At 42.7% G+C, this 25,051-nt stretch carries 30 protein-coding genes; 12 read left to right on the forward strand and 18 right to left on the reverse strand.

Features of this window, described 5'->3' with window-relative positions; translation table 11 throughout:
- Positions 1 to 13 precede the first annotated feature (13 nt).
- The 3 genes from JNUCC41_RS06770 to JNUCC41_RS06780 are packed head-to-tail and all read right to left on the reverse strand — an operon-like array spanning position 14 to position 2,992.
- On the reverse strand, positions 14 to 1,111 hold the full coding sequence (locus tag JNUCC41_RS06770; protein ID WP_192206923.1) for an FAD-dependent monooxygenase: 1,098 nt from the start codon (positions 1,109 to 1,111) through the stop codon (positions 14 to 16).
- Positions 1,112 to 1,128: 17 nt separating this feature from the next.
- The gene (gene ribD / locus JNUCC41_RS06775) at positions 1,129 to 2,229 is read right to left on the reverse strand and encodes a bifunctional diaminohydroxyphosphoribosylaminopyrimidine deaminase/5-amino-6-(5-phosphoribosylamino)uracil reductase RibD (protein ID WP_192206924.1); all 1,101 of its coding nucleotides are present in this window, start codon (positions 2,227 to 2,229) and stop codon (positions 1,129 to 1,131) included.
- Between the two features lie 13 nt (positions 2,230 to 2,242).
- Complete coding sequence (locus JNUCC41_RS06780) at positions 2,243 to 2,992, reverse strand: GTP cyclohydrolase II (protein WP_192206925.1); 750 nt, start codon at positions 2,990 to 2,992, stop codon at positions 2,243 to 2,245.
- A gap of 255 nt (positions 2,993 to 3,247) precedes the next feature.
- Here JNUCC41_RS06780 and JNUCC41_RS06785 point away from each other — a divergent pair, with 255 nt between their 5' ends.
- Positions 3,248 to 3,643 carry a YuzC family spore coat inner layer protein gene (locus tag JNUCC41_RS06785; RefSeq protein WP_192206926.1) on the forward strand — a complete coding sequence of 132 codons (396 nt, stop codon included), beginning with the start codon at positions 3,248 to 3,250 and terminating at the stop codon, positions 3,641 to 3,643.
- A gap of 61 nt (positions 3,644 to 3,704) precedes the next feature.
- Here JNUCC41_RS06785 and JNUCC41_RS06790 read toward each other — a convergent pair whose 3' ends face one another.
- Positions 3,705 to 5,210 (reverse strand): leucyl aminopeptidase, encoded by a 1,506-nt coding sequence (locus tag JNUCC41_RS06790; RefSeq protein WP_192206927.1) that lies wholly within the window; start codon positions 5,208 to 5,210, stop codon positions 3,705 to 3,707.
- Between the two features lie 270 nt (positions 5,211 to 5,480).
- On the opposite strand from JNUCC41_RS06790, the gene JNUCC41_RS06795 reads away from it, so the two are divergent.
- Together JNUCC41_RS06795 and JNUCC41_RS06800 are read left to right on the forward strand one after the other, a co-directional pair.
- The gene (locus JNUCC41_RS06795; RefSeq protein WP_098371458.1) at positions 5,481 to 5,963 is read left to right on the forward strand and encodes a divergent PAP2 family protein; all 483 of its coding nucleotides are present in this window, start codon (positions 5,481 to 5,483) and stop codon (positions 5,961 to 5,963) included.
- Between the two features lie 9 nt (positions 5,964 to 5,972).
- Complete coding sequence (locus JNUCC41_RS06800) at positions 5,973 to 6,761, forward strand: cobalamin-binding protein (protein ID WP_192206928.1); 789 nt, start codon at positions 5,973 to 5,975, stop codon at positions 6,759 to 6,761.
- A gap of 89 nt (positions 6,762 to 6,850) precedes the next feature.
- Here the strand turns inward: JNUCC41_RS06800 and JNUCC41_RS06805 are convergent, their stop codons facing one another.
- From JNUCC41_RS06805 to JNUCC41_RS06815, 3 genes are all read right to left on the reverse strand, one after another.
- Entirely contained in the window at positions 6,851 to 7,543 is a 693-nt protein-coding gene (locus tag JNUCC41_RS06805; RefSeq protein ID WP_192206929.1) for a 3D domain-containing protein, read from the reverse strand.
- Positions 7,544 to 7,900: 357 nt separating this feature from the next.
- Entirely contained in the window at positions 7,901 to 8,218 is a 318-nt protein-coding gene (locus tag JNUCC41_RS06810) for a YuiB family protein (RefSeq protein ID WP_192206930.1), read from the reverse strand.
- Between the two features lie 107 nt (positions 8,219 to 8,325).
- A complete protein-coding gene (locus tag JNUCC41_RS06815; RefSeq protein ID WP_192206931.1) occupies positions 8,326 to 8,826 on the reverse strand; it encodes an NUDIX domain-containing protein in 501 nt (166 codons plus the stop codon).
- A 40-nt stretch (positions 8,827 to 8,866) separates the two neighbouring features.
- On the opposite strand from JNUCC41_RS06815, the gene JNUCC41_RS06820 reads away from it, so the two are divergent.
- On the forward strand, positions 8,867 to 9,052 hold the full coding sequence (locus JNUCC41_RS06820; protein WP_192206932.1) for a hypothetical protein: 186 nt from the start codon (positions 8,867 to 8,869) through the stop codon (positions 9,050 to 9,052).
- Here the strand turns inward: JNUCC41_RS06820 and JNUCC41_RS06825 are convergent.
- On the reverse strand, positions 9,039 to 10,253 hold the full coding sequence (locus JNUCC41_RS06825; protein WP_192206933.1) for an NAD(P)/FAD-dependent oxidoreductase: 1,215 nt from the start codon (positions 10,251 to 10,253) through the stop codon (positions 9,039 to 9,041). The genes JNUCC41_RS06820 and JNUCC41_RS06825 overlap by 14 nt on opposite strands.
- 466 nt (positions 10,254 to 10,719) lie before the next feature.
- On the opposite strand from JNUCC41_RS06825, the gene JNUCC41_RS06830 reads away from it, so the two are divergent.
- Positions 10,720 to 11,712, forward strand: coding sequence for an NAD(P)/FAD-dependent oxidoreductase (locus JNUCC41_RS06830; protein ID WP_192206934.1), 993 nt, complete (start codon positions 10,720 to 10,722; stop codon positions 11,710 to 11,712).
- Positions 11,713 to 11,870: 158 nt separating this feature from the next.
- Entirely contained in the window at positions 11,871 to 12,512 is a 642-nt protein-coding gene (locus JNUCC41_RS06835) for an SDR family oxidoreductase (RefSeq protein ID WP_192206935.1), read from the forward strand.
- A gap of 69 nt (positions 12,513 to 12,581) precedes the next feature.
- Here JNUCC41_RS06835 and JNUCC41_RS06840 read toward each other — a convergent pair whose 3' ends face one another.
- On the reverse strand, positions 12,582 to 12,944 hold the full coding sequence (locus JNUCC41_RS06840) for a HesB/IscA family protein (RefSeq protein WP_192206936.1): 363 nt from the start codon (positions 12,942 to 12,944) through the stop codon (positions 12,582 to 12,584).
- A 212-nt stretch (positions 12,945 to 13,156) separates the two neighbouring features.
- Here JNUCC41_RS06840 and JNUCC41_RS06845 point away from each other — a divergent pair, with 212 nt between their 5' ends.
- Positions 13,157 to 13,864, forward strand: a complete 708-nt coding sequence (locus JNUCC41_RS06845) for a DUF2225 domain-containing protein (RefSeq protein ID WP_192206937.1) — start codon at positions 13,157 to 13,159, stop codon at positions 13,862 to 13,864.
- 53 nt (positions 13,865 to 13,917) lie between these two features.
- Here the strand turns inward: JNUCC41_RS06845 and JNUCC41_RS06850 are convergent, their stop codons facing one another.
- Positions 13,918 to 14,154 (reverse strand): YuzB family protein, encoded by a 237-nt coding sequence (locus tag JNUCC41_RS06850; RefSeq protein WP_192206938.1) that lies wholly within the window; start codon positions 14,152 to 14,154, stop codon positions 13,918 to 13,920.
- Positions 14,155 to 14,441: 287 nt separating this feature from the next.
- On the opposite strand from JNUCC41_RS06850, the gene JNUCC41_RS06855 reads away from it, so the two are divergent.
- Positions 14,442 to 15,509 (forward strand): NAD(P)/FAD-dependent oxidoreductase, encoded by a 1,068-nt coding sequence (locus JNUCC41_RS06855; RefSeq protein ID WP_076368149.1) that lies wholly within the window; start codon positions 14,442 to 14,444, stop codon positions 15,507 to 15,509.
- Positions 15,510 to 15,590: 81 nt separating this feature from the next.
- Here JNUCC41_RS06855 and JNUCC41_RS06860 read toward each other — a convergent pair whose 3' ends face one another.
- Positions 15,591 to 15,920, reverse strand: coding sequence for a YuzD family protein (locus JNUCC41_RS06860; RefSeq protein ID WP_144549471.1), 330 nt, complete (start codon positions 15,918 to 15,920; stop codon positions 15,591 to 15,593).
- A gap of 166 nt (positions 15,921 to 16,086) precedes the next feature.
- Here JNUCC41_RS06860 and JNUCC41_RS06865 point away from each other — a divergent pair, with 166 nt between their 5' ends.
- Positions 16,087 to 16,326, forward strand: a complete 240-nt coding sequence (locus JNUCC41_RS06865) for a NifU family protein (protein WP_076368151.1) — start codon at positions 16,087 to 16,089, stop codon at positions 16,324 to 16,326.
- Positions 16,327 to 16,519: 193 nt separating this feature from the next.
- Here JNUCC41_RS06865 and thrB read toward each other — a convergent pair whose 3' ends face one another.
- From thrB to yutH, 5 genes are all read right to left on the reverse strand, one after another.
- Positions 16,520 to 17,464 carry a homoserine kinase gene (gene thrB, locus JNUCC41_RS06870; RefSeq protein ID WP_192206939.1) on the reverse strand — a complete coding sequence of 315 codons (945 nt, stop codon included), beginning with the start codon at positions 17,462 to 17,464 and terminating at the stop codon, positions 16,520 to 16,522.
- Positions 17,461 to 18,522, reverse strand: coding sequence for a threonine synthase (thrC, locus tag JNUCC41_RS06875; RefSeq protein ID WP_192206940.1), 1,062 nt, complete (start codon positions 18,520 to 18,522; stop codon positions 17,461 to 17,463). The genes thrB and thrC overlap by 4 nt, the downstream gene beginning before the upstream one ends.
- The gene (locus tag JNUCC41_RS06880) at positions 18,519 to 19,817 is read right to left on the reverse strand and encodes a homoserine dehydrogenase (RefSeq protein ID WP_192206941.1); all 1,299 of its coding nucleotides are present in this window, start codon (positions 19,815 to 19,817) and stop codon (positions 18,519 to 18,521) included. Before JNUCC41_RS06880 ends, thrC begins: the two co-directional genes overlap by 4 nt.
- 190 nt (positions 19,818 to 20,007) lie before the next feature.
- A complete protein-coding gene (locus JNUCC41_RS26680; RefSeq protein ID WP_228467559.1) occupies positions 20,008 to 20,922 on the reverse strand; it encodes a L,D-transpeptidase family protein in 915 nt (304 codons plus the stop codon).
- Positions 20,923 to 21,025: 103 nt separating this feature from the next.
- Positions 21,026 to 22,027, reverse strand: coding sequence for a spore coat putative kinase YutH (yutH, locus tag JNUCC41_RS06890; protein ID WP_192206943.1), 1,002 nt, complete (start codon positions 22,025 to 22,027; stop codon positions 21,026 to 21,028).
- Positions 22,028 to 22,215: 188 nt separating this feature from the next.
- On the opposite strand from yutH, the gene JNUCC41_RS06895 reads away from it, so the two are divergent.
- Positions 22,216 to 22,713 carry a phosphatidylglycerophosphatase A family protein gene (locus JNUCC41_RS06895; RefSeq protein ID WP_228467560.1) on the forward strand — a complete coding sequence of 166 codons (498 nt, stop codon included), beginning with the start codon at positions 22,216 to 22,218 and terminating at the stop codon, positions 22,711 to 22,713.
- Between the two features lie 58 nt (positions 22,714 to 22,771).
- On the opposite strand, the gene JNUCC41_RS06900 is transcribed toward JNUCC41_RS06895, so the two are convergent.
- Together JNUCC41_RS06900 and JNUCC41_RS06905 are read right to left on the reverse strand one after the other, a co-directional pair.
- Positions 22,772 to 23,539, reverse strand: a complete 768-nt coding sequence (locus JNUCC41_RS06900) for a TIGR01457 family HAD-type hydrolase (protein WP_192206947.1) — start codon at positions 23,537 to 23,539, stop codon at positions 22,772 to 22,774.
- A 23-nt stretch (positions 23,540 to 23,562) separates the two neighbouring features.
- Positions 23,563 to 24,000 carry a DUF86 domain-containing protein gene (locus tag JNUCC41_RS06905; protein ID WP_192206949.1) on the reverse strand — a complete coding sequence of 146 codons (438 nt, stop codon included), beginning with the start codon at positions 23,998 to 24,000 and terminating at the stop codon, positions 23,563 to 23,565.
- Positions 24,001 to 24,424: 424 nt separating this feature from the next.
- Between JNUCC41_RS06905 and JNUCC41_RS06910 the strand changes: the two genes are divergently transcribed.
- Positions 24,425 to 24,691, forward strand: a complete 267-nt coding sequence (locus tag JNUCC41_RS06910) for a DUF3055 domain-containing protein (RefSeq protein WP_098371475.1) — start codon at positions 24,425 to 24,427, stop codon at positions 24,689 to 24,691.
- 70 nt (positions 24,692 to 24,761) lie between these two features.
- On the forward strand, positions 24,762 to 25,049 hold the full coding sequence (locus tag JNUCC41_RS06915; RefSeq protein WP_370662568.1) for a cytosolic protein: 288 nt from the start codon (positions 24,762 to 24,764) through the stop codon (positions 25,047 to 25,049).
- The last annotated feature ends 2 nt before the right edge of the window (positions 25,050 to 25,051 follow it).

The following is a 25,051-nucleotide window of genomic DNA, read 5'->3' on the forward strand; positions in this document are numbered from 1 at the left end:
CCTTCACTCCCATTCAAACATAAGCGGCGGCAAACTGTGATGCGAAGGAAATTTCCTTGTCCACCTGAATGGCCTGTAATCTATCAATTTCGGCTTTTCTTTTTGGCTCAGCCATTTTAAGCCCAAGGAAACCAGCATCCCCCTTCAGGATGCATCCAGAAATAAGCTCGGCTAATATATCTGCATCCTTCATGGCACAATTGAGTCCGAATGCACCTGTAGGCGTCATCGTATGGGCTGCATCACCTAATAAAGCAACGCCATCCTTTGTCCATGTTTCACAATAGCTACTGTAAACATCCAATAAAATGAAGTCATGCCAAGAGCGGATATTTTCACCCACAACCTTTTTTAATTCAGGAAAGGCAAAAAGCAAATCTTCGATGAACGGATCAAAATGCTGTTTTCGCAAATGCGGAAACGAACCATGTTCTATATTCCAGCCAATTTGGATGAAACCTCCAGCCTGAGTGAAGAGGGCAACCTGTGAGCCATTGACCAATGCCATCTTGATCGAAGGCTTCCATCCCTCGGGGGCTGGAATTTTTGCCCACAGTAAATCATAACCATGATTTTTTATCACGACTGGAATCCCCGCTTTTTTTCGAACGATGGAAAATCTGCCGTCCGCCCCGATTATCAATGAACTTTGCACTTCCAGGTCATTTCCGCCATTTCGGGCCTTGACACCCGTAAAACGGCCCATTTCATCCTGTATCAAGTCCGTAACCCTCGTATTCATCATCAATTGAAAAGAGTCCAGCTTTTCGGCTTCATTCAATATAGCTGTAAGCAGATGATTTTGAGGGACATGTATCCCAACATGATCGACAGGCCATTCAGGGAAAATCCTTTTGAATATTTGGCCGTCATTCCAATATTCAATTTGTTCCATCCTAAGCAAGCCCAGTCTTTCCACACTCTGGAATAAACCATGTTTTTTAAGAATGCCCTCTCCTTCATCGTTCAAGAACTCGCCCCTGAACTCCCTTGAAACCTCAGAATGCCTCTCAAGCAATACGACTGAAATGTCCTGCTTGGCCAATAGGTAGGCCAGCAGGGCTCCTCCAGGTCCTGATCCTACTATGCATACATCTGATTTAACCAACATGCCTCTTCACCTGTTGTCTATTTTAATTTAGGATAAGCCGTGATGCGTATGTCCTCGCCAAACGTTTCCACGCCAGAGAAGGAAACATCCATCGCTTCATCCATCGTATCCACATTCATTCCAGTAAACGGTGTTAATGAGTTTCTTCCGCCCAATAGTTTAGGGGCTATATAAATCAAGTATTTATCGATGAGCCCTTCCCTAAGGAAAGAGGCATTCACTTCGCTTCCGCCTTCCAGCAAAACATCCGTAATCCCCTTTTTATACAGCTCTTCCATCAAAGCCCTTAGATTCAGTCCCGTCTCGTTTTTGGGGATGAAAATGAATTCGATCCCTTTTTCACGTAAAAGGTCCATTTTATCCGCAGGTGCTTTTTCCTGTGTTACGATCAAGGTTTTTGCATCTGATACTTGTACAACATTGGCATCCAAGGGAACCCGTAATTCACTGTCTAAAATGATCCGGATCGGATTTTTCCCTCCGCCTTCCGGAAGTCTGGTCGTCAGTGATGGATCATCGGCCAATACTGTCCCGATACCAACAAGAATGGCATCCACCTCATCACGCAGCAAATGAACGGAATGACGTGATTCTTCCCCTGTTATCCATTTTGAATGGCCTGTATGGGTTGCAAGTTTTCCATCGAGCGTCATCGCATACTTCGATATGACAAATGGCCGATTCGTCAGCATATTGTGAATGAAACGCTCATTCAGCCTTTGAGCTTCCTTTTCCAGGATGCCAACTTCCACTTCAATGCCCGCTTCCTTTATGATCGATATCCCTCTGCCGGCCACTTCCGGATTCGGATCTTGAGTAGCCACTACAACTCTCCGGACACCTGATTCTTTCACCAAGTTTGCACAAGGAGGGGTCTTTCCATAATGTGAACAAGGCTCAAGAGTCACATAAAGCGTTGCACCTTCTGCATACTCACCCGCCATTTTGAAAGCATGCACTTCCGCATGCGGTTCACCCGCTTTACGGTGGATCCCTGTCCCGGCTATCACGCCGTCTTTGACTATGACTGCACCGACCACTGGATTCGGATTCGTCTTTCCTTTTGCACTGGCTGCCAAATCTAGTGCCAGCTTCATGTAATATTGATCATCATTCATACTATAGCTCTCCTTATACAATCAAAGTTGGCTTCTTTTGGGGAATATGTCCAGACTTCTTAACTTTTGTATCCAGATAGAAACTATTATCTTCCGTCAAACCGCCCCAAAGCGGAATATGGTCCTTTGCCGCAAGTCCATGCTTCATGAGGGCGTCCAGCTTTTTGGGGTTGTTCGTGATTAAAGTCACCGGATTCTCGCGCAGTTCACTCAACACTCGAATGGCTCCCTCGTAAGATCGCGTATCATCTTCGAATCCTAAAGCCTCATTCGCCTCTACCGTGTCATAACCCTCCTGCTGAAGCAAATAGGCAAGTGATTTGGAAAACAGGCCGATCCCTCTTCCTTCATGGTCTGCAAGGTAAAAGATGGCCCCGCACCCATGTTCGGCTATCATTTTCATTGATTGGTGGAGCTGGTAGCCGCAATCACAGCGTTTACTGCCGAAGATATCACCCGTGTGACAGATGCTATGCATCCGGACAAGTGCATCCCCCGAATTTTTAAAATCTCCATACACCAATACGGAGGATTGCTGTCCAAAAGCGAGGTTGGCTTCCGAAAGCGAATCAAGCACCGCTTCCTTGTCATTATCCGCGCCGTCAAGCTGAAGCCATGTATACCACTGGAAAACCGTTGAGAAATCTCCTTGTTCAACAGGCAGGTTCACAGGTCCCACAAGGCATATATCAGCTTTTCCCGGGGTTTTGATGATATTCATTTTATCTATTAAAAGGTTTTTTGTTTCCTCGGTTATTTTCATGTTAACATCACCTATTTTATAATTTATAGTGTGCCTTCTCCTTACTTTAGGTAAGTAAGTATATTACTATACACTATACCTGTCAATGAAGCAGTTTACAAATAATAGTGTGTCTTTGATCATAATTTTCGGGAAGTTTATTTGCAGGAGAAAGGTCTTTCACAAACCGCAATCATATCGGCTGGCCTATATACATATTTTAACGTATAACGAAAACGTGTCTATAGACAGACTTAAGGAAAGGACGGAAACCTTTTGGAGGATTTCCCTTATTTTTTATATGACCCCATCCTATTTCCGCCTCACGCCAGGGCAATGAATCTGAATCGGGAACGGGAAGGAACATTGCGTCCCTACTCGGCAACCAATCCGGATCTGCTGGTTAAATCGGCAAAGACCTCGCAATTTTTAATGCTTGATGTAAAAAAAGTCATGGATACTTTAGCCACATCCAAGCCTTTCTCGAACCGGTTGATGACCGCAGCCCAAGCATCGCAAAAGAGTGTCGTGATCGATATGATCCGAAAGATAGGAATTAATAACGAGCCTGATATCACGTATAACCCCGATGGGATCCGTTTTGATTTTTATCCTAAAGCGGGGGAAGAAAATTGTCATATCATCGTCAGTTTGAAATGGAGGGATGTATAACGTCCACCACCCTCTTTTGGTAAAAAAACCGAAGCCTATTTTCGGCTTCGGATATTTGGGTTCAGCTTGTTTTCGTTTCAAAGGTTTCAACCAATAGTGCAAGCGTTCGTGCCATGACACCGGTAGCCCCCGCCGTGCACAATTCGGAGTTGTTCGAGGTTGTGGAAGTTCCGGCAATATCCAGATGGACCCACGGAGTGCCTTCAGCAAATTCGCCGACGAAGGCACCACCCATGATTGCATGTCCTGCCCCTCCAGGTGAATTATTCAAATCCGCTATTTTACTATTGCGTACCCGTTCTTTATCCTTTTCTGTAATCGGCAATCTCCAAATGGGCTCTCCGGCCTCCTCTGAGGCGTTGACCACCTGCTCATAGAATTCCGTGTCATTTGTCATTGCACCCGTCATATCCATGCCCAGCGCCGTTATTACACCGCCCGTTAAGGTGGCAACGTCAATAAGATAGTCAGCCCCATGATGTTTAGCGTACGTCATGGCATCCGCCAAAACCAGCCGGCCTTCCGCATCCGTATTCAACACCTCTATCGTCTTACCGCTCATGGCAGTGATCACATCATCCGGCTTGAATGCATCACCGCTGATCATGTTATCAGTAGATGGAATGACAGCCACGACATTTTGATCGGGACCTAATTCGCCGATAATTTCCATTGCACCTAAAACAGCTGCCGCACCGCCCATATCCGTTTTCATCCCAACGATTCCAGCCTTCGTTTTCAGTGAGTATCCACCCGTATCGAATGTGATGCCCTTACCGACCAGCCCGATAACATCCTTCCATTCATCCTTACCTTGATACTTCAGGACGATCATTTTCGGAGGTTCGGCCGAGCCTTTATTGACAGCAAGTAGTGCGCCCATTCCCAACTTGAGCATATCTCCCTTCTCGAGTATCTCCACTTCAAAACCATAACGTTCGCCCAAGGCGGATGAATAATCCGCCAAATCCGTGGAAGTCAACAAATTACCTGGTGTGTTGACCAATGTTCTGGCTGAGTTCGTCGCCCTTCCGAAGATTCTCCCTACATGAAGCGCGGCACCGACCTCTTCTTGACCATATTCACTGTAAACCGTGATTGATTCGAGGCTTTTTTCAACCTGATTCGATTTTTGCTTGTATCCATCAAATTTATAGGAAGCAAGTTCGAAAGCCTCGGAACAAGCATGCGCTGCGTCCAATGCATCCAGATTTTCAGTCGTGAATGTATCCAAAGCGATCGAAAGAGTCGTAACCTTGGATTCTTTAATCGTCTTACGCGCTTTTCCCAACGCTTCGCGAAGGGTTTCAAAGGATAGCTCCTTTTCCTTGCCCAACCCTACGAAAATCAATCTCTTTACGCTTAATTTACCTAATGTATGTATTTTGACCACCGATTTTTTCTTAGAAGAGATTTCTCCCGCTTTCACTAACTCTGTTAGCTGGCCGTCCAATCGCTCATCCGCTTCTTTTCCTATGCCTGTAAATTTTACGGGTCCTTCAAATACGCCTAGAATCAGGCATTCGTCAATCAAATCTATATTCAAGGAATCTTTTACTGTGAACATCCTGCTACCTCCTCCATTCAATTACATTCATTATAACGAAATCTTCGAAAATTTTCGAATAAGGCCTGAGAAAATAATAATAAAAAGGGATATAGTTTAGATTGGGTGACTTTAGAGTAATAGTATAAGAAAGATCATATTTATACTATTACCAGCAGGGAATCGACAGGACTGAATGGAACTAATAATAAGGGCCTTATTCCGAGCAGGATGTATTTACCCAAATATGGTTTTCATCTTTACTTATAACTAGAAAGAAGGCTGATACTCTTGGAATTATTACTCAACTTCCCTTTAATCGCAGCATTGATTGCCATTTTCTTTGCTCAATTCATTAAAGTGCCCATCCACTTCATAGCATTTCGTAAAGTGAACTGGTCACTCATTAACTCCACAGGCGGTATGCCAAGCTCCCACTCTGCGGCCGTGTCAGCCCTAACCGTAGCGGTAGGAATCGAAACCGGAATGGATTCCCCTGTATTTGCGGTTGCCACGATCTTTGCAGTCATCACGATGTTCGATGCAACAGGAGTGAGACGGCAGGCAGGGGAACAGGCAGCTGTCCTGAACCAGCTCGTTACCGACTTCAATACATTTGTCGAGCAAGCAAAGAACTGGCAGAAAAAAGAAGATAAACAGAAACAACAACAATTAAAGGAACTGTTGGGCCATAAGCCAATCGAGGTATTTTTCGGAGCCTTGACCGGAGTATTCATTGCACTGGCACTTCATTTTTTCATCTTTCAAGGGTAGGTGTTCAATTTGAAAATAATCTCTCTTTGCCCCAGCAATACGGAACTATGCACATATCTAGGGATTGAAGATCAGCTTATCGCCATCGATGACTACTCTGATTGGCCTGAAACCATACAGCACCTGCCCAAGGTGGGGCCAGACTTATCGATCGACATCAATCATGTTGAATCACTAAAACCCGATTTGGTGCTGGCTTCCCTGAGTGTACCGGGAATGGAAAAAAATATTGAAGGGCTAAAAGAAAGGAACATCCCCCATATCATCTTCAACCCGCAATCACTTGAAGATATCGCAAAAGATTTAGTGACCTTGGGCGAGGCCATGGATCTTAAGGAAAAAGCAGAGGAACAGGCTGCCAAATTCCGTCATGCCATCCTTCAATATAAAAACGTCGCCGACAAAATCGAAACAAAGCCTTCCCTGTATTGGGAATGGTGGCCTAATCCCTTATTCAGCCCAGGGGGAGTTAATTGGTTATCCGAAATCAGCACGCTTGCGGGAGGATATAACCTTTTCGAAGATGTCGACATGGCAAGCATTCAAGTCACTTCCGAAGATGTCAAAAAAAAGGACCCCGACCATATTTGCTTAGCTTGGGTCGGTGTCCCTTTACGAAAAGTAAACCCAGAGCTGGTCAAGAAACGGAAAGGGTGGTCTGATATGAAGGCCGTCCGGGATAACAATATTCACATCATGGAGGAACCATTATTCTGCCGGCCTTCTCCGCGTTTACTGGATGGTCTTTCCAAATTGGCAAAGACCCTGCATCCTGAAGCCTACAAAAGCATGGCCTAAGGGCGTCACAACTGAAACAGACTATCAAAAAGGCTGCCTCAATCGAGGCAGCCTTTCACCTTCACTTTCTCCGATTTGTCTATCAAACATTAAAAAGCAAAGGAAGCTACATTCTCGTTCAATGTTTTCTCAGCGATTTTCGGCTTGAATACCTGCTTGATCTTTGTTTCATTCAACTTGCTTAGCTGTTCTTCAGATAACTCGCCATTCCCTTTTTGCACAACATATACTTCAAGGGTTTTCTTGCCCCAGTTCTCATATACATCTTGTACCGTTTCGTAGTATAGGTCCAGGTGGTTTCCTTTAATCGCACCACCCTTGTCCGCTACAACCCCATAGCCATAGCCCGGAATCCAAAGGATGGTTCCGAGAGGGAATACGGCAAGATCGGCGGCAATGGTGGAAAACAGATCCCGTTTCACCTTCACCCCTGAATATGTGATTCCATAGGATGGGCTTTCCGGGTACTTTCCTGTCGATTCATACCCTGCTGTATATCCTGTAGCCAAAACTTCATGCTTCGGGTATTTCGAGAGCTCGATTGCCTCCGCTATCGTCGTCGGACCATTGCTCGTGGATGCCGATGCCATTAGCGTTGCAACTTGGCCTCCACTATGGATCGCTTTATATTCGAGACCAAGCATTCGATGCTGTCTCATTGCCTGGTCAAAAGGATGGCCTTCAGGCACAGCTCCAAAAACATGATTCAAGGTTGATTCGATGGCCAAGATAAATAATATGATAATAGCAACCCTCAGAAATAATGCCTTTACAATCTTCATATGTATTAATTCCACTCCTCTCACAAGGATATTTGTTCCCTTTCCAGAGTGAAAGTATTCATAAAGCATGGAAAGATCCAATTTTTCTTACAAAAAGGCTCTTTTCGTAAAGGATTGTTGTTTTTAAACGAAACTATTTAAGGTTGATTAGAGCGGAAGTGCGAGACTCCTGCGGGAGCAGCGGGACAGGTGAGACCTCACAGGCGTTTACGCCGAGGAGACTCACCGCCCGCCCCGCGGAAAGCGAGCATCTGGAGGGGAAATCAACCACACCGCACTACTTGGTAAATAGCAACAAAGTATGCGAAAACAGCCTACAAAAAAAGGACCGTCCATAAATGACGGCCCTTTCCATTATTAAAACATTTGATATCCTTTTTTCCTTAGAATCTTGATGACCACACCCGCTAAAACCGCACCAAGCAGCCCGCTTGATAAAATAATGATGTCTGCCGTATGAAGGGATGTAAGGTTCGTTCCAAGATTGGAAAAAGAGATTCCCGGATTTCTAAAATATTCTATTAGCTTTGTTTCATTGACAATGATGATGAAGACGATTGGAAATAAGATGACCATGATCCACGAAGAACGAAAAAGCATATTCAGCAAAAAGCCAATTCCGAAAAACAATATGAAAAATAAGAGTATTGAGATAATTAAAACAGGCAATGGCATGTTATTCTTGACCCTCCTTAAAAGCGACACCTTTAGTTTACTGAAAAAATAATTGCTGCGTCAACGACTTATACCAAATAATGCCGAAGAAAAGATAATTACCCAAATCACATGAATAATTTATATGATGTATATCCAAATTGATCTCCCGGGTTCAACCCGTCAAGCATCGTCTGCATTCTTTCCTTTTTAAAAGCTAAAAGCTGTTCCAATAGTAAAGATTGCTTCCCCTCCTGCATGAGTAAATCAGGGTCATAAAATTTAGCTTCATATAATTCATCCAATTGAGCGGTTACTTCAAAACTGACTGGTTTAAGTAAAAATATCAACATATTATCACTTATATCCCCTTTGATGACTCCGCTTCTCATACCTACAATGCCTTCAATTTCTGTTTGAACACCCGTCTCCTCCAACACTTCCCTTACGACAGCTTCATCGACGGTTTCATCATTTTTGACAAAACCTGCCGGAAGCGACCATTGCCCTTTCAATCCGCCATACCTTTTATTCACGACCAGCCACTCACCTTTATCAGATATCACAAGGCCGGACACTGCCAGCCAAACATTTTTGCATCGTTCCACCAAAATCCACTTCCCCCACATTCATTATAATCAGTATAACCTCCAAACAGCAGAAGAACATATGGTACCAAAGGTAAGGACTTTCTTGATGCAGCTTCGCCATCCTTATCCCCATCATATTCCACATAAGAAAGGAGCATACTCCACTATGACACGCTCATCGAAGGATGAGATTCCAATGAAAAAGCCATTCAGGGACAATCCCCAAATGGCCATTATTTATATCGAAAAAATTAAAGGACGTTGAATTTACCTTTTTTTGCAACAAGGGAAGCTCCGCCAATCAATAACAATGCTCTGTTATCAACCATTTTCTTCATGAATGATGCAGTCTTACCTGTAACTTTCTTGCCGAAGACAACACCAATCGCGTTGTCTTCACCAAGTGAACATACCGTTCCTTTGTTTTCGAAAGTGAACGTTTCAAGGTCGCTTTCATTACGAACCAATTTAGTCAGGTTCTTCGCAATGACCTCACCCTGCTGCATGGCGATTTGGGCAGTAGGTGGATATGGACGATTAATTTCCTCGTTGATGATCAAAGCGCAATCCCCCACGATGAAAATATCGTCATGACCCGGTGCCCGCATGTCAAGGTTCACTTTGATGCGTCCGCGCATAGCTTCAAAACCGGAAGCCTCTATCACGGAATTTCCACGTACGCCAGCTGCCCAGACAACGGTGCCCGCTTTGATTTCTTCCACTTCATCTTCGCCTTTTGCCACGATGATGCCTTCGGGAGTCGCCCCCTTGATAGGTGTACCGATCTTGAATTCCACACCTTTTTTCTCAAGGTAAGATACTGCATAATCCACCAATTCCGGATCAAAGCCAGGAAGGACCGCTGGTGCTGCCTCCACACAGTACATACGGACCTTTTGGAAATCGATGTCGTACTCTTTACATAGTTGAGGGACACGGTTAGCCAATTCGCCAAGGAATTCGATACCCGTAAATCCTGCTCCTCCAACAACGATCGTCAAGCGGTCATCATTCTTCTCGACCTCAGTACTGTACGTAGCGAATTGCAATTGGATATGGTCACGGATTTTTCGTGCAGTGTTCACGTTGGAGATAGAGAAAGCATATTCTTTTAGCCCTTGGATTCCGAATGTTTCCGATTCAGGTCCAAGTCCAATCACTAAGTAATCATAAGAAATTTCGCCGTTTTCAAGGATGACTTTTTTGTTTTCTGTTTTCACTTCCAAAACAGAGTCCTGGATGAATTTAACTTTGCTGTTAATGACACTTTTGATAGGATAGCGCACACGATCATGATGTAGAGTTCCAGCGGATGCTTCATGTAGCCATGTTGTTTCATAGTGGTAATCATTTTTGTTAACTAATACGATTTCTGCTTCATTTTGACCTAATGCCTTCTGTAAGCGAGTAACAGTCATCAATCCACCATAACCTGCTCCCAAAACAACGATAGTTGGCTTTTTCAAAAGTATTCGTCCACCTTTACGATATTTTCTTGTGGTGCTTTCCATAACTAAAATATATTGTCTATCTTATTAATTTCCATTATAAAAAGCACTCTTATACATTTGTGACGTATTTCACGTAACACTTCATAAATGTCATAAAAAATTCATAAAAATTTTACCAAATGATGTCTAAGTAAATATTAGTCTTTTTCCATACCTTTTTCAAGTAACAAACCGAACTATTTCGGGTTAAAATTAAGCCGAAAAGCATTACTTTTCACCCAGTTCCGAACCATATTTATACGAAATGCTTAAAGAGTAATTTTACCCACTTTTGAAAGAGAATGAAGAACATTCATCGTAAAACCGCCCATATATAGTCGAAACTTTCCCACTTTTCTAACTTTACCCGTTTTTTAAAAGTTCATCTATGTTAAAATAAGAGAATAAATTTCAGCAAACCTAGTATATCGGAGGGATAACGTTGGAAGTTAATGAAAAAGTTTATGATATTACCATCATTGGCGGAGGCCCAGTTGGATTATTCACTGCATTTTATGGGGGAATGAGACAGGCATCCGTAAAAATCATCGAGAGCCTACCACAATTAGGCGGACAATTGTCTGCCCTTTATCCTGAAAAATTCATCTATGATATCGCCGGTTTCCCCAAAGTGCGCGCACAGGAGCTAGTGAATAATTTGAAAGAACAAATGGCAAAGTTCGAACAGGATGTTGTCTTGGAGCAGGCCGTTCAAGAAGTGGAAAAGCAAGCCGATGGAGTTTTCAAGTTAACGACTGATAAAGAAATCCATTACTCCAAAACAATTATCATCACAGCTGGAAATGGGGCTTTCCAACCCCGCCGCATCGAGATTGATGATGCAAAAAAATATGAAAGCAGTAACCTTCACTATTTCATCGATGACCTCAATCATTTTGCCGGCAAAAAAGTGGTGGTTTTCGGCGGTGGAGATTCGGCGGTGGACTGGGCCCTGATGCTGGAGCCAATCGCCGAGAAAGTGAGCATCATACACAGAAGGGATAAATTCCGTGCCCACGAACATAGTGTAGAAACACTTAAGAATTCAAAAGTTGAAATAAAGACTCCTTACATACCTTCAGAGTTGATTGGTACAGACGGACGCATCCATACAATAGTCATCAAGGATACAAATGGTGAAGATACAGAGACGATGGAGGTAGATGCAGTCATCGTCAACTACGGCTTCGTTTCTTCCCTTGGTCCCATTAAGGAATGGGGACTCGATATCCAGAAGAACAGTATTTTGGTGAATTCCAGAATGGAAACGAATATCCCTGGAATTTATGCAGCAGGTGATATTGCAACATATGATGGCAAAGTAAAATTGATTGCAAGTGGTTTTGGTGAGGCTCCCACTGCCGTCAATCACGCCAAACAATATATTGACCCAAAAGCAAAAGTCCAGCCGATGCACAGCTCTTCCATGTTTTAAAATCACGCAAAAACCCGGCTTTCACAGCCGGTTTTTTTGTTGTCCCCAATTCGATGATTGTGGATAACTTATTTCCATCCATTAGTTATCCACAGTGCTTATCATTGTCATTCTAAGGGTAAAGAGTGTGATAAGCCAAGAAAGGGGAATGCATATATATGAATATTTTAATTGCAGGAGCCAACGGAACGACCGGGAAACAGATCATTAGGGAATTATCAAAAAATCAGCAAATGAATGTATACGGGATGATCCGGAAAGAGGAACAGGCTCAAACGATAAAAGAACTCGGCGGACATCCAATCCTTGCCGATTTAGAGGGAAATGTGGATAAAGCAGTGGATAACATGGAAGCCATCATTTTTGCCGCCGGATCTGGACCAAAAACAGGGCCGGATAAAACGACAGCTGTGGATAAGAATGGGGCCATTAAACTGGTTGATGCCGCCAAGAAGAAGGGTATCGAACGGTTTGTCATGTTAAGCTCTGTCGGTTCCGATGATCCGGAACAAGCCCAAGAAGGAATGCGCCATTATCTCGAAGCAAAGCATGATGCCGATGAACATTTAAAAGCAAGCGGACTGACCTACACGATTGTTCGGCCGGCTGCTTTGACAAATGAACAAGCCATCGGAAAAATCTTTGCGGATGAGAAAGTGGATCATACTAATAAATCCATTCCAAGGGCCGATGTCGCCGCCGTTCTTGCCCAATCAGTCACAGAGGAAAAAACATTCAATAAAACATTCGAGATTTTCAGCGGCACCCTCCCAATCAAGGAGGCCCTTTACAATATGTAAGGCAGCAAATAAACATAAAAAAAGGGGGCACTTATTAAAGTGCCCCCTTTTTTTATGTTTTGGAGTTTCTTAGCAGTTCTCCGGCGTACCGGCGTTTTTTGCCGTTTTGAAGGAAGACCCGCAACCGCATGAAGCGATAGCATTTGGGTTCTCGATCGTAAAGCCTCCGCCCATCATCGTTTGTTTATAATCAATTACCGTTCCATTCAATATATCTGCATCCTCGACATCAACAAGGATCTTGATTTCAAACTGTTCCAGCTGGCTATCTTTTTCCCCAGGCTCTTGTTCAAAACCCATTCCGTAGGACAATCCGCTGCAGCCTCCGCCTTTAACGGCGACTCTTAAAAATGAACCCTCTTCGCCATTATGTTTCATCATTTCTTTTATCTGAAAAGCGGCAGCTTCCGTTATTTGAACAACTTCACTCACAATAAATCCCTCCTTCTTCTGATATGTGAGATAGAACTATTCCTCTTTATAGTATATACCAAAGAAATTCCCACGCTCAATTTTCCAGCTTGGAAAAATTCATATTCCTCCACCTATTTTACCAACAAAAATTAGTTTATAATAAGATTAATGGGTATAATGAACCAATCTATTGGACCCAATCCCAAATTACAATAAAGGGGGTAATCACCATGGAAGGTATACATCCTCTATATGACAAAAGCATGGAATGCCTTTTATGCAAGCAAAAATCAACCACTAAAAAGGTACGGTCGCGTTTTGTAAAAGTAGCTAAGTATGACACGGACTTTCACCCCATTTATGAAGATTCAACCGTTAACACACTTTACTATAATATTTTTGTTTGCCCTCACTGCGGCTTTTCTTATTCCGAGGATTTCTCCCGGTACTTCCCCCCCACCACAATGGAAACCATTATGGAAAAAGTCAGCTCCCAGTGGGTTCCACATCATTTCAGCAAGGAGAGATCCATTAAAGATGCGATCAATACATACAAGTTGGCGAGCTATTGCGGAGCTTTAAAAAAGGAAAAACATATTATCCTTGCCGGAATCTGTTTACGGATAGCCTGGTTATACAGGATCAACCAAACCAAGGAACAAGAAGAAAGATTTTTGAGGTTCGCCCTGAAGGAGTATGAAGCATCCTATTCAACAGGGGACTTCAGCGGCACCCAGGTATCTGAAGCAAGGCTCCTCTATCTCGCTGGCGACATTTCTAGAAGGATAGGAAATGAAAAGGCAGCCATCAAGTATTTTTCATTAGTGTTCGAAAGACAAAAAAATGCCCGGGAAGCCTCTATCATCCAGATGGCCAGGGATCGCTTTCAGGAACTCAAGCAGAAACATGAAACATCCCATCCGATGCTGCATAACTGAAAATTAAAAAGGCTGTTCCATCGAGGAACAGCTTTTTTATTCGCCGTTGATGATTAGAACATTTCATTTTCATCAATGTACTTATATATTTTATCCACCAATTCATCCGTAGTGTCACCAAAAACCACTTCACCGTTCACAAGTGCATATAAGTTACTGGAGCACCTGCCGCAATATCCCAGACAACCATATTCTATGATATCTAAATTCGGATCCCGCTCCAATCTTTCCAGAGCCTCCTGAGCGCCACTGGCCAGATTGCTTACACAAAATTCAATAATCGGGTACATTGTTTCACCTCACAGTTACTAACAAACCATCTTATTACTTTTCCCATAAACAGTCAATATTTACGCATAAAAAATCAGCCGATTTCAAGATATCGGTTGTGATTTCCTTTTATATTCGTTATACTTTTGTCGGGGTACGTAAAAAAAGAAAATTATCTAATTTTTTTATTCTTGTTACTAATTGGGGTATATATATTTATTTACACTTTAAAGGGGACCATTTGGGGGAATCCTATCGTTAAAAGCTAGTCAAATTTTCAAGAGATCAAATAAAGGGGAAAAATCATATGAAGAATCTAGTCATACTTGGTGGCGGGTATGGTGGTATGCGCATGTTGCAAAGATTGCTGCCTAATCAGCTTCCTGAAAATGTGAGCATCACGCTTATCGACCGTAATCCTTATCACTGCTTAAAAACGGAATATTATGCTTTAGCAGCAGGTACCATTCCAGATCAGCACATCCGTGTTGCATTTCCTGAACATCCTCGCTTGAAGAACGTATACGGAGAAGTACTTTCCATCGATATGGAAAATAAACAAGTCATTATAGAAAATCAAGATCCTGTCGTTTATGATGATTTAGTCATTGGCCTTGGCTGCGAAGATAAATACCACGATATTCCTGGTGCAGACACACATACTTACAGTATCCAAACAATCGATAAATCACGCCGCACATATTCAGCTTTGAATAATTTAGGTGCCGGTGCAACCGTTTCTATCGTTGGTGGAGGATTGAGTGGTGTTGAGCTTGCAAGTGAATTGATTGAAAGCCGTTCAGATTTAAACGTTAAGCTATTCGACCGTGGACCGCATATTCTATCTGCATTCCCAGAAAGATTAAGCACCTTTGTTGAATCATGGTTCGATAAACATACAATCGAAATCGTCCATCATTCAAATATAACGAAAGTTGAGCCAAACCTTCTTTATAATGGTGACGAAGCCGTTCAAAGCGACGTCATCGTATGGACAGCTGGAATTCAGCCAAGTAAGATCATCCGCGATATGGATATTGAAAAGGACCGTCAAGGAAGAGCTGTCCTGACTCCTCAACATTTCCTACCTAATGATGACAGCATCTTTGTCGTGGGCGACTGTGCGAGCCTGCCTCATGCGCCAAGTGCTCAATTAGCGGAGTCCCAAGCAGAGCAAATCGTCCAAGTTCTTGTGAAGAAATGGGCAAATGAACCACTTCCGGAAAGCTTCCCTACAATGAAATTAAAAGGAACATTAGGTTCCCTTGGGAAGAAGCAAGGTTTTGGTCTTGTTGCAAATCGCCCAATCACAGGCAGAGTGGCACGCCTAATGAAATCAGGCATCCTCTGGATGTATAAATACCATAACGGTTGATTCCAACCATGCTACATTAAACTGGCCCCATGAGCTGCATGCAGCTCATGGGTCAGTTTTTCTTATTTCTTCCATTATATATCACACTTGCATCGTATATCCGTATTTCTCCATAGTTTCCACCACTTTTTTGAGACGCACATTTCCTTCTGCAATGATCTCGCCTTCAATGAGGACCAATGGATAAAATAAATCTTCTTCGATCATCTTTGCGGCAAAGCTCTTTTGCTTCAACGTTTCTGGGGGATTATACATATCTATATAGGATATTTTGAATTTCTGCTCAGGAAACTTTCTCGTTAAAGCGGCTTCTAGCCACTCGCAAGTATCTTTCGAAGAAGGGAGATTCACACAACTCGCGCAAATTTGCTCCGCTCCATACACTTCTATTTCGATTTCTTTCATTACCATCTCTTCCTCCTTCATTTTAGTATATATACTTCATTTTGAATACTTTTTAGAAACATTCACCTGTTTCCATCATACCAGAATAATATAGATTATATTTCCGCAAAGTTACAGTTGGATTTTTTATTACCTTCGCATTATAATATGATTAGGAAAGGAGTCGATTGCAATGTCCGACCAACAAACAATGGAAGTCCAAGTTCAAGAGGTTCTAGATAAGCTTCGTCCGTTTCTTCTTCGTGATGGCGGTGACTGTGAACTAGTTGACGTAGAAGATGGAATTGTAAAATTACGATTACTAGGCGCCTGCGGAAGCTGTCCAAGTTCGACCATTACGCTAAAAGCTGGGATTGAGCGTGCCCTTCTTGAAGAAGTTCCCGGTGTAGTGGAAGTTGAACAAGTTTTCTAATAGCCCTTTAAAATAACATGCAGCGTATGGATGAAGGATCACTTCATCTATAAACGTTCAACCTTTTTCATGCAGGCCGGAATTTTTTCGGGCTGTAATAAAAATAAAGCTGACTCGGCTTTTGCCCTATCAAATGAATTGATACGGCTTGACGCGAGTCAGCTTTTTTATTTGGACGGCAAATGAACATGGCTTACGATTTCAAAAATTTCAATTCCTTTTTTTCCTGTTCTGAAAGGATTGCCGTATAACTGCCATCATTATCGATTTCCAATTCTTTCACAAGAAATTCCGGAAACCTTTCCTTCATTCCAGTGAGCAATCCTTCACTTTTTTCTGCCGATGCCAAGCATAAAACAGTTGGCCCCGCTCCGCTTAATGCTGCACCAAATCCGCCTTCATTAAGGACAACTTCTTCTATAAGCGCTAAATGAGGGACTAACTCCGCTCTATATGGTTGATGGAAACGATCACTTTGCATCATTTCACCAACAAGCTTCCAATCTTTTGATAGAACACCCGCCAGCAAAACATTTGCGGCTGCACTTCCACTTATTGCATCTTTATAGGAAAGCGAATTCGGAAGGACATTTCTTGAATCCTCAGTAAGCAATTCAAAATTGGGAATGACAGCAATCACCTTAACTCCCTCGATTGGAAACGACACGACATCCGTTCTTTCATCCGTATGAAGGCCCACGACCAATCCACCATAAACAGATGCCCCCGCATTATCCGGATGCCCTTCAAAGAGGGAAGCATGCCTATTCTTCTCATCATCGGATAAGTGCAGTTCACCAACGATGTTCGCCAATTCAATCCCCGCCACAATGGCAGAGGCACTGCTTCCAAGACCCCGGGCCAGCGGAATTTCGCTAGAGACGAAAAGCCGGCATGGAGATAGTTCCTTTCCATAGTAAGCCGCCGTTTCCTTGGCAATCTGGACGATATAATTACGATCATCCCTTGGAAAAGCAGACATTTCTTCTGAAAGCGGAACGACTTCCCAATGATCTGATGAAGATCCGTGTATTTCCAGGTAAAGCCCTAACGCCAAGCCGATGGAATCGAATCCTGGGCCTAAGTTGGCCGTACTTGCTGGTACACGGATCAAGAACATCTCCGATTCTGCACTCATGCCTGCTTCACACCCTGCAGATGTTCTAAAATGACTTCTTCGTCCATTGGCAGCAATGTCGGCTGAATCGTACTTGTATCGACAGCCACATTCGGATCTTTCAATCCATTTCCAGTCAATACAGCAACAATCTTACTTCCTTTTTTGATTTCACCGTTTTTAAGTTGTTTATAGATACCTGCAATGGAAGCACAAGATGCCGGCTCTGCGAATACCCCTTCTTTTTTAGCAAGGAAATGATAGGCTTCCAGAATTTCTTCGTCTGTCACCTCATCAATTTTGCCTTTGGATTCATTTGCTGCTTCCACAGCAAAGTTCCAACTTGCAGGATTTCCAATCCGGATGGCTGTTGCAATCGTTTCTGGATTTTCAATGATGCTATCCCGGACAATTGCAGCCGCACCTTCAGCTTCGAACCCTCTCATTTCAGGAAGGCCCGTTTGTTTCGATTCGTTATATTCTTTAAAGCCTTTCCAGTAAGCAGTTATATTACCTGCATTCCCGACAGGAAGCGCCAAAATATCCGGTGCCGAGCCGAGAGCATCACAAATTTCGAATGCCGCTGTCTTCTGCCCTTCAATCCGGTATGGGTTGACCGAATTCACAAGAGTTATCGGTGAGCTCTCACTAAGTGAACGAACGATTTTTAAAGCTTGGTCGAAGTTCCCTTCGATCGAGATGATTTCCGCTCCATACATAACGGCTTGGGCAAGCTTGCCCATGGCTATTTTACCTTCCGGGATGACAACGATACAGCGCAGGTTGGCACGGGCCGCATAAGCTGCTGCAGCTGCTGATGTATTCCCGGTGGAAGCACAGATGATCGTGTCACTGCCCTCTTCTATCGCCTTGGCGACAGCCATGACCATTCCGCGGTCTTTAAATGATCCAGTCGGATTTGCCCCTTCATACTTTACATGTAAGTCGATTCCCCACTCTTCGGATAATCGATTCAGTCTGATTAAAGGAGTATTACCCTCCAAAAGGGTTAGTGCAGGTGTATTTTCATTAACGGGTAAAAAATCTTTATACGTGCTTATAAGTCCTTGCCAGCTCATTTGATGTCCTCTCCTTCAACTCTGTATGTGCTTTTCACTTCTCTTACCATATTGTAATCATTTAATTTCTGTATTATTTGCTCAAATGCAGCCTTTGTGGCAGTATGCGTAACCAATACGATTTCGGAAGATTCCTTTTCATCCAGGGGCAATTGAAGGATTTTATCGAATCCTACCCCATGCTCGGCAAATAAATTCGTGATTTTGGCTAAAACGCCGACTTCATCTTGAACATGTAATCGAATGAAGAATTTAGCGAAAATCTCAGTACCATCTTTCAATTGTTTCGGGTACTGAGGTGAAACGGCACTGCGGCCATTTACGCCCAGCCTCATATTCTTAATGACCGTCACCATATCCGAAACGACTGCAGTCGCAGTAGGAAGACTGCCAGCCCCCGGTCCGTAAAACATCGTTTCCCCTACGGCTTCCCCATAAACGTATACAGCATTATACTCATTATTTACCGATGCTAGCGGATGTGCTTCAGGAAGCAGTGCAGGCTGGACACTTACTTCGACCCTATCCCCTGCCCTGGAAGCGACACCGATCAATTTCATTGTATAGCCAAGCTTCTTGCTATATCTCAAATCCTCTTCGGATATCTCGGTAATGCCCTGTACCTCAACATCATTCAAGCCAATATTCATGGAGAACCCAAGTGTGGAAAGGATAGCCATTTTACGGGCCGCATCCAAACCGCCTACATCGGCTGTCGGATCAGCTTCAGCAAATCCCAGTTCCTGAGCTTCCTTCAATACGTCATCATAAGCTCTGCCTTCCTTGCTCATCTTCGTTAAAATGAAGTTTGTCGTTCCATTGACGATTCCCATCATTTTCGTGATGCGGTCAGAAGATAATCCATCCACAAGTCCGCGTAAAATCGGGATTCCCCCTGCAACACTTGCTTCATAGAACAAATCACATTGATTCTCGGTGGCCAATTCCAGCAATTCCGGTCCATATAAAGCCATTAGGTCTTTATTGGCCGTAACGATATGCTTTTTATTCTTTATTGCCTCTATCAGATAACCGCGTGTTTCTTCGATTCCACCCATCACTTCTATTACAACATCAATCTCGGGATTCGAAAGGATATCCTCAGGATTGTCCGTTAATATACCTTTATCGATCTCGATAAGCCTCTCCTTCGTCGTATCTTTGACTAGTATCTTCTTAATGGATATGGAACAGCCCACTTGGTGCATGAGCTTGTCCTGATGGCTTTCAATGATTTGTACGACTCCTGATCCAACTGTACCTAACCCCAATAAACCGATCGAGATGGCTTTCATATTTCTGTTCCCCCTTAAAAACTGTTTGCCTGAAGAAGACGTTTGTATTTGTATAGTAGACATTATAAGTTTAATTCATATAATTATCAATAGTTAGAGAAGATGGATGCACGAACTTTTTTCGTCCATCCCTTGAACGAGTAAGGACGGGTAAAGCTAAATTTTTTATGGGAAACCATTTTGATGATTATTACTTAACACTCTTCAATGAATCATTAGTGCCCATTACAATATGTGGCTTTTGAACTGGATCCATCCATTTCAGTATACTGACGACATTCTTTTCGGCCGTGGCTGTACATCCAGCCGTCGCTTTTGTACTCCCTCTCCATATATGAAGGAAGATTGCACTTCCTTTTCCTTTTACGATGGGATTCGTATTATAATTGATGACTGCCCCATACTTATAGAGTTCATGATTCATCCTTTCGAAAGACTTCCATTTAACTGCAGGATTTCCTTTGTAGGTTTTCCACTTGTTATAATCCGTGGATGTCTGATCATCAACCCAGTAGTCATATTTAGTCGTTTTCTTATAACTCATTTTCACTCCTGCCGGCTTCGTTTCGCTTCCAAAGGCCGTACCAAAGGAATAAATCCCGACCGGGGATTTCCCATCACCCTCTTTTTTGCTCTTCGTGAAGCCATTCTTCCCAATGACACCCTCCATCTTCTTCAATGCCCGGCGCCATTCCCCTTGTTTCTTCTCATAAGTTTGGATCGTGACCTTCGTTTCACTCATCGCTTTACCTGTCACAGATACAATTTGGTTAACGCCTTTTCTCCCATCGAATTTCTTCAAAATGGCTTTTTCGCCGGAACTGAAAACCTCTTTTGCATCTGCCATATTGATATATGCAGTCCTATTTGAGTGACAGACCTTATACCAGCTACCGGTTCTTCCGCTTGCCGATAATTCTTTATTTTTCTTGTAAGTTTTTAACGTTTTACTTGCAGCCGACGCCTTTTCCTTCACATCCGCATCAGACTTCGTGACAATCTTGAATAGAGTTGCTTCGCAGCCTGTTTTCGTTTCAGCTTTCGCAAAATTTGCCGTTTGGATGATTAAAAGGGCTATAAAGGCGGCCATCATCAATCTTTTCATGGTCCCATCCTTCCGTAGTGATCAATATCTAATTATTCTAAAAAATCTTGTTATCATCATAACATAGTAAGTAAGAATGAATCATATTTCTTTCCCGTTTTATCTAAATCCAGTCAATTTTAGGCAAATCATATTGCTTGGCAGGGACCTCTGCCAATTCATAAAAATGTTTGAGGAAAGACTCATATTGTTGGGAGGATTTCGTGATCGAATATATTTTATCCTCCAATTGATTCGACCTTGATTCCGTCGTTTTTGAAAAATACTCTTCCACCGTTTCAAAATAATGAATGGGAAATAGCATCCTTGAATATAATAACCGGGCCGAAAAGCTGGAGAACGGTTCTATGGACTGATATTCGTGAAAGAAATGGGAAATTCCCCGCTGATGGGTGTGCACATTTTGAAAATAATGTTCCCTCACCCATTCCGCGACATCCCTGGTTCCGTGGTCAAATACCCAATCGAACGGATTTTTCATCCACTTATTGCTTTTCCACGTATCATGTAAAAAACGTTCATAACATACCGTTCCACTATCGACAATTTGCGGGGTATCATCGATTTCCGTGTCGACTAAATATTGAATCGCATTTTCACCTAGGACCATATAATAGGGAAAGGTTTCTATAAACAATTTTTCAAACTGGTTATCAGGATGGGCGATGAGCTTATCCCGCCAAATCTTTTCTAACTGATCGATCCTTTGTTCCCAGAGTTCTTTCCATTTACCGATCCTTGAACATGTTCGAATCGTATCATTAATCGTTCTCCCACGCTGATGGAATCTTGCCAGACGCCTTCCTGGGTTGAAATTTCTCGGACCTTCCAATGCTTGATTGGCAAGAAGGACGAATAATTGTTCATCCGCTTCCGAAACATAGCTTCCATGATTGGCAAGGACAAAGGCGGATACGTGACGATCACCTTGTGAAATCAGATGTTGAGACATTTTATAACGTTCCACTAATTCCTCCTGCTCCATATTTTCAATGGGAACGATACTGTACACCATATTTCCTGAACGGAAGCTTGGAAACCTGACATTGGTTTCTTGGAGCTCCACCTGTATCCCATAATTATTAAAAATGATTTCTTCTATCATGGAATGGCCCCCTTCATCAAATGGATATAATAGAAATATTGGACATCATACTCTTATATATATGTGGAATAACCCGTTTTCTGAATGATTATCGAAACCTTATTAGAAATTCCAATCAAAACGTTTAATCAAATCAAACTATCTGCATTAGAACCTTCCCTTTAAAATATAGAGAAATGGGTGATGACATGGCTAATATCGAACAATCAATGTCTGAAAAAACGGCTCGAAAATGGCTAATTGACCGAGGAGTGAAATTGGAGGATATCGCTGAGCTTGTCATGTATTTACAATCAGGCTACCATGAAAATCTCCAAATGTCCGATTGCCTTCACAACGTCGAACGGGTCCTTTCAAAACGCGAAGTCCAAAATGCCATCCTTACCGGCATACAGTTGGATATCCTAGCTGAGAAAAAACTGCTCGAGGAGCCATTGCAGAGCATCATTGAAATAGATGAAGGCCTATATGGGGTCGATGAAATATTGGCATTTTCAATTGTGAATGTTTATGGATCCATCGGCTTTACCAATTATGGTTTCATCGATAAACAAAAGCCGGGTATCTTAAAATATTTAAACGATAAAAGCACGGGTAAGGTGAACACCTTTTTAGATGATATCGTTGGGGCAATTGCAGCTGCCGCTTCAAGCCGGCTTGCCCATAGAACCGAAAATGCGGAATAGTGAACTAATGATATTCACGACAAAAAAACCAGGGCTGCATTCGCAGGCCTGGTTTTTTTCATTCGAAGCGCCATAAGTCGAGGGTGTCCACCACATGCGTCGGCTGCTTCTTATATTGCTTTAAGCGTTCTTTTGTCGTTACGCCAGTATGTACAAGCAGTGTATCAATCCCTGCATTGATGCCGGCAAGGATATCCGTATCATAGTTATCTCCAACCATGATTGTCTCTTCTTTAGGTACCCCTAGTACTCTTAGTGCTTGCTCGACTATGACGGATTCAGGTTTTCCGATGAAAATCGGCTGTACCTGGGTCGAAACGGAAACTACTGAGGTCAAGGCACCATTCCCCGGTAAAAGGCCTTGCTCTGTAGGAATGGCAATATCACCATTGGTCGAAATGAAAACAGCGCCATTTCTTACAGCAAGACAGGCTTTTGATAACTTTTCATAATTGACCCCGCGGTCGATGCCCATTACCAGATAGTCTGGATGCTCTTCCACAAGCTTCATTCCTTTTTCCTTAAGAGCCTCGATGATGCCTTCTTCACCCACCACATAAACCGATGCATCTTTCTTTTGTTCAGCTATGTAATTGGCAGTGGCCATGCTTGTCGTGAAAACCTGGTCATCTTCCGTCGATATGCCGATGCTTCTCAATTTATCAGCCACCTGTGCCGGAGTCCGGGATGAATTATTTGTGACGAATAAATAAGGGATATCCCTTTCCCTTAGGTCATTAATAAACCCTGCGGCTTCCGCAATTTGTTCAGTCCCGCGATACATGGTGCCATCCAAGTCAATTAAATATCCTTTATACGACTTCATTTGAATTCGCCTTCCTAACGCTGCTAGTTTTTAAAAGCTGATACAGGTCCCAATTCATTTGTTAAATAGTCCCTCACCAAATCCGGGAATTGCTTGAATGCCTCGATATTTTCCGAAAATACGGCATGCAGTTCTTCATGATTCACTTCAATGAAGTCTTGAACCAGCATTTTCCTTAGCGGTAAAACCTTTTTGAACTGTATCGCTTTTTCTTCAGAAATGACTTTTTCATCTTGAAGGATATCGATAATATCTTCATAACTTCCTGGATCACGCATAATAAAACCATCAATTACCGCATTTCCTACGTCCAATACGGAATCGATGGAAGTTTGTATGAGCCTTTCAGCGATAAGTTCCGAAAGATCTCCATCCCAATTATCATGCCCTTCAAAAAGTCCAAGCTGCTTTTCAAGAAAACCTAATATTTGTTCAATCTTTTGGCGGTCTACAAAGTACATTTTTTTCCAGATCCTTTCTGATCTAAGATGATATAGGGAATCATTGGTTGAATGAGCGGCATAATAAAACCCTGTGCCGAACCAACCTTATTCCTTGATAATACCATAGCTTCTCCCTTACTCTCAATTCCTTCAACCACAACCATTGTACCATCCAATAACTAACAGAAGCGGGTGTGTTACACATTGCCTTTTCTATGGGTGCATTTCCCGAGATCAACTCCAAGAAAAACAACTCACGATCCCATTTATATTCTTACCATTTTCATTTAATCGATGAACACTTATGTTTGCCGGAGGTTCCTAAGGCTCATGAGGAGCAAAGAGGTTCTCAGGCAGAAGCCTCGTAAAATGTCTGTTCCCCTATTGAAGTCACTTTGTTATGATGGAACTACAAATGTGAAGATAAGAAGGGAATGATACTATGGAAGATCGTTTTTATTTATACAATGACGTCGTTGATTCAAAAACCCGGTTCATAAGCTTCATGGGAGAGGAATCAAGATTCGATCTGGCCATTACGACCACCGATCGTTTTTATGGAAAGAAGCTTGTTTTAAATATGCAGAGTAATCGTTTCGCGATTATTGGGCCTGATGATTTAGAAGAGGAAGGCTATCTTGAGCATGCCTTTCAGTTATCAGAAGCGGAAGCCGAAGAGCTGCGTCACTTTTTAATGGAAATCGTCTGAGAGCTGAAGTTTTTTATCTTAAACGGGAAACCTACTGAATGTAAGATCGATTACATGAGGGGGGATTATCTTGGACAAAGAAGAATACCACGATTTTTCCAATGTCGAAAAACAGAGGGATTATTTAATTCCTGAAGAATTTCCCGAAGGGCCTTTTGGATCAGCCATAGCAAAAGATGCACCAGTTCAGAATAAAAACACCCCTTGGCAGGAAGGGCAACGATATCAAAGTGCCTTTAATTATGAAAATAAAGCGTTGCACGAAAATTTACCTCGAAAATATCCTGGTGCTCATCCGACACATGATGATTCAGAAAAAGATGAACAGCCTCCATATAAAGGATATGGCAGCTCTTAACA

Source organism: Brevibacillus sp. JNUCC-41 (assembly GCF_014844095.1).
In the GTDB taxonomy this organism is placed as follows: domain Bacteria; phylum Bacillota; class Bacilli; order Bacillales; family DSM-1321; genus Peribacillus; species Peribacillus aracenensis.

Coding starts and splice junctions, on each gene's coding strand:
- JNUCC41_RS06770 (WP_192206923.1), bottom strand. CDS start 1,111: ATGTTGGTTAAATCAGATGTATGCATAGTAGGATCAGGACCTGGAGGA.
- ribD (WP_192206924.1), bottom strand. CDS start 2,229: ATGAATGATGATCAATATTACATGAAGCTGGCACTAGATTTGGCAGCC.
- JNUCC41_RS06780 (WP_192206925.1), bottom strand. CDS start 2,992: ATGAAAATAACCGAGGAAACAAAAAACCTTTTAATAGATAAAATGAAT.
- JNUCC41_RS06790 (WP_192206927.1), bottom strand. CDS start 5,210: ATGTTCACAGTAAAAGATTCCTTGAATATAGATTTGATTGACGAATGC.
- JNUCC41_RS06805 (WP_192206929.1), bottom strand. CDS start 7,543: ATGAAGATTGTAAAGGCATTATTTCTGAGGGTTGCTATTATCATATTA.
- JNUCC41_RS06810 (WP_192206930.1), bottom strand. CDS start 8,218: ATGCCATTGCCTGTTTTAATTATCTCAATACTCTTATTTTTCATATTG.
- JNUCC41_RS06815 (WP_192206931.1), bottom strand. CDS start 8,826: ATGTGGGGGAAGTGGATTTTGGTGGAACGATGCAAAAATGTTTGGCTG.
- JNUCC41_RS06820 (WP_192206932.1), top strand. CDS start 8,867: ATGGTACCAAAGGTAAGGACTTTCTTGATGCAGCTTCGCCATCCTTAT.
- JNUCC41_RS06835 (WP_192206935.1), top strand. CDS start 11,871: ATGAATATTTTAATTGCAGGAGCCAACGGAACGACCGGGAAACAGATC.
- JNUCC41_RS06845 (WP_192206937.1), top strand. CDS start 13,157: ATGGAAGGTATACATCCTCTATATGACAAAAGCATGGAATGCCTTTTA.
- JNUCC41_RS06850 (WP_192206938.1), bottom strand. CDS start 14,154: ATGTACCCGATTATTGAATTTTGTGTAAGCAATCTGGCCAGTGGCGCT.
- JNUCC41_RS06855 (WP_076368149.1), top strand. CDS start 14,442: ATGAAGAATCTAGTCATACTTGGTGGCGGGTATGGTGGTATGCGCATG.
- JNUCC41_RS06860 (WP_144549471.1), bottom strand. CDS start 15,920: ATGGTAATGAAAGAAATCGAAATAGAAGTGTATGGAGCGGAGCAAATT.
- JNUCC41_RS06865 (WP_076368151.1), top strand. CDS start 16,087: ATGTCCGACCAACAAACAATGGAAGTCCAAGTTCAAGAGGTTCTAGAT.
- thrB (WP_192206939.1), bottom strand. CDS start 17,464: ATGAGTGCAGAATCGGAGATGTTCTTGATCCGTGTACCAGCAAGTACG.
- thrC (WP_192206940.1), bottom strand. CDS start 18,522: ATGAGCTGGCAAGGACTTATAAGCACGTATAAAGATTTTTTACCCGTT.
- JNUCC41_RS06880 (WP_192206941.1), bottom strand. CDS start 19,817: ATGAAAGCCATCTCGATCGGTTTATTGGGGTTAGGTACAGTTGGATCA.
- JNUCC41_RS26680 (WP_228467559.1), bottom strand. CDS start 20,922: ATGAAAAGATTGATGATGGCCGCCTTTATAGCCCTTTTAATCATCCAA.
- yutH (WP_192206943.1), bottom strand. CDS start 22,027: ATGATAGAAGAAATCATTTTTAATAATTATGGGATACAGGTGGAGCTC.
- JNUCC41_RS06895 (WP_228467560.1), top strand. CDS start 22,216: ATGGCTAATATCGAACAATCAATGTCTGAAAAAACGGCTCGAAAATGG.
- JNUCC41_RS06900 (WP_192206947.1), bottom strand. CDS start 23,539: ATGAAGTCGTATAAAGGATATTTAATTGACTTGGATGGCACCATGTAT.
- JNUCC41_RS06905 (WP_192206949.1), bottom strand. CDS start 24,000: ATGTACTTTGTAGACCGCCAAAAGATTGAACAAATATTAGGTTTTCTT.
- JNUCC41_RS06910 (WP_098371475.1), top strand. CDS start 24,425: ATGGAAGATCGTTTTTATTTATACAATGACGTCGTTGATTCAAAAACC.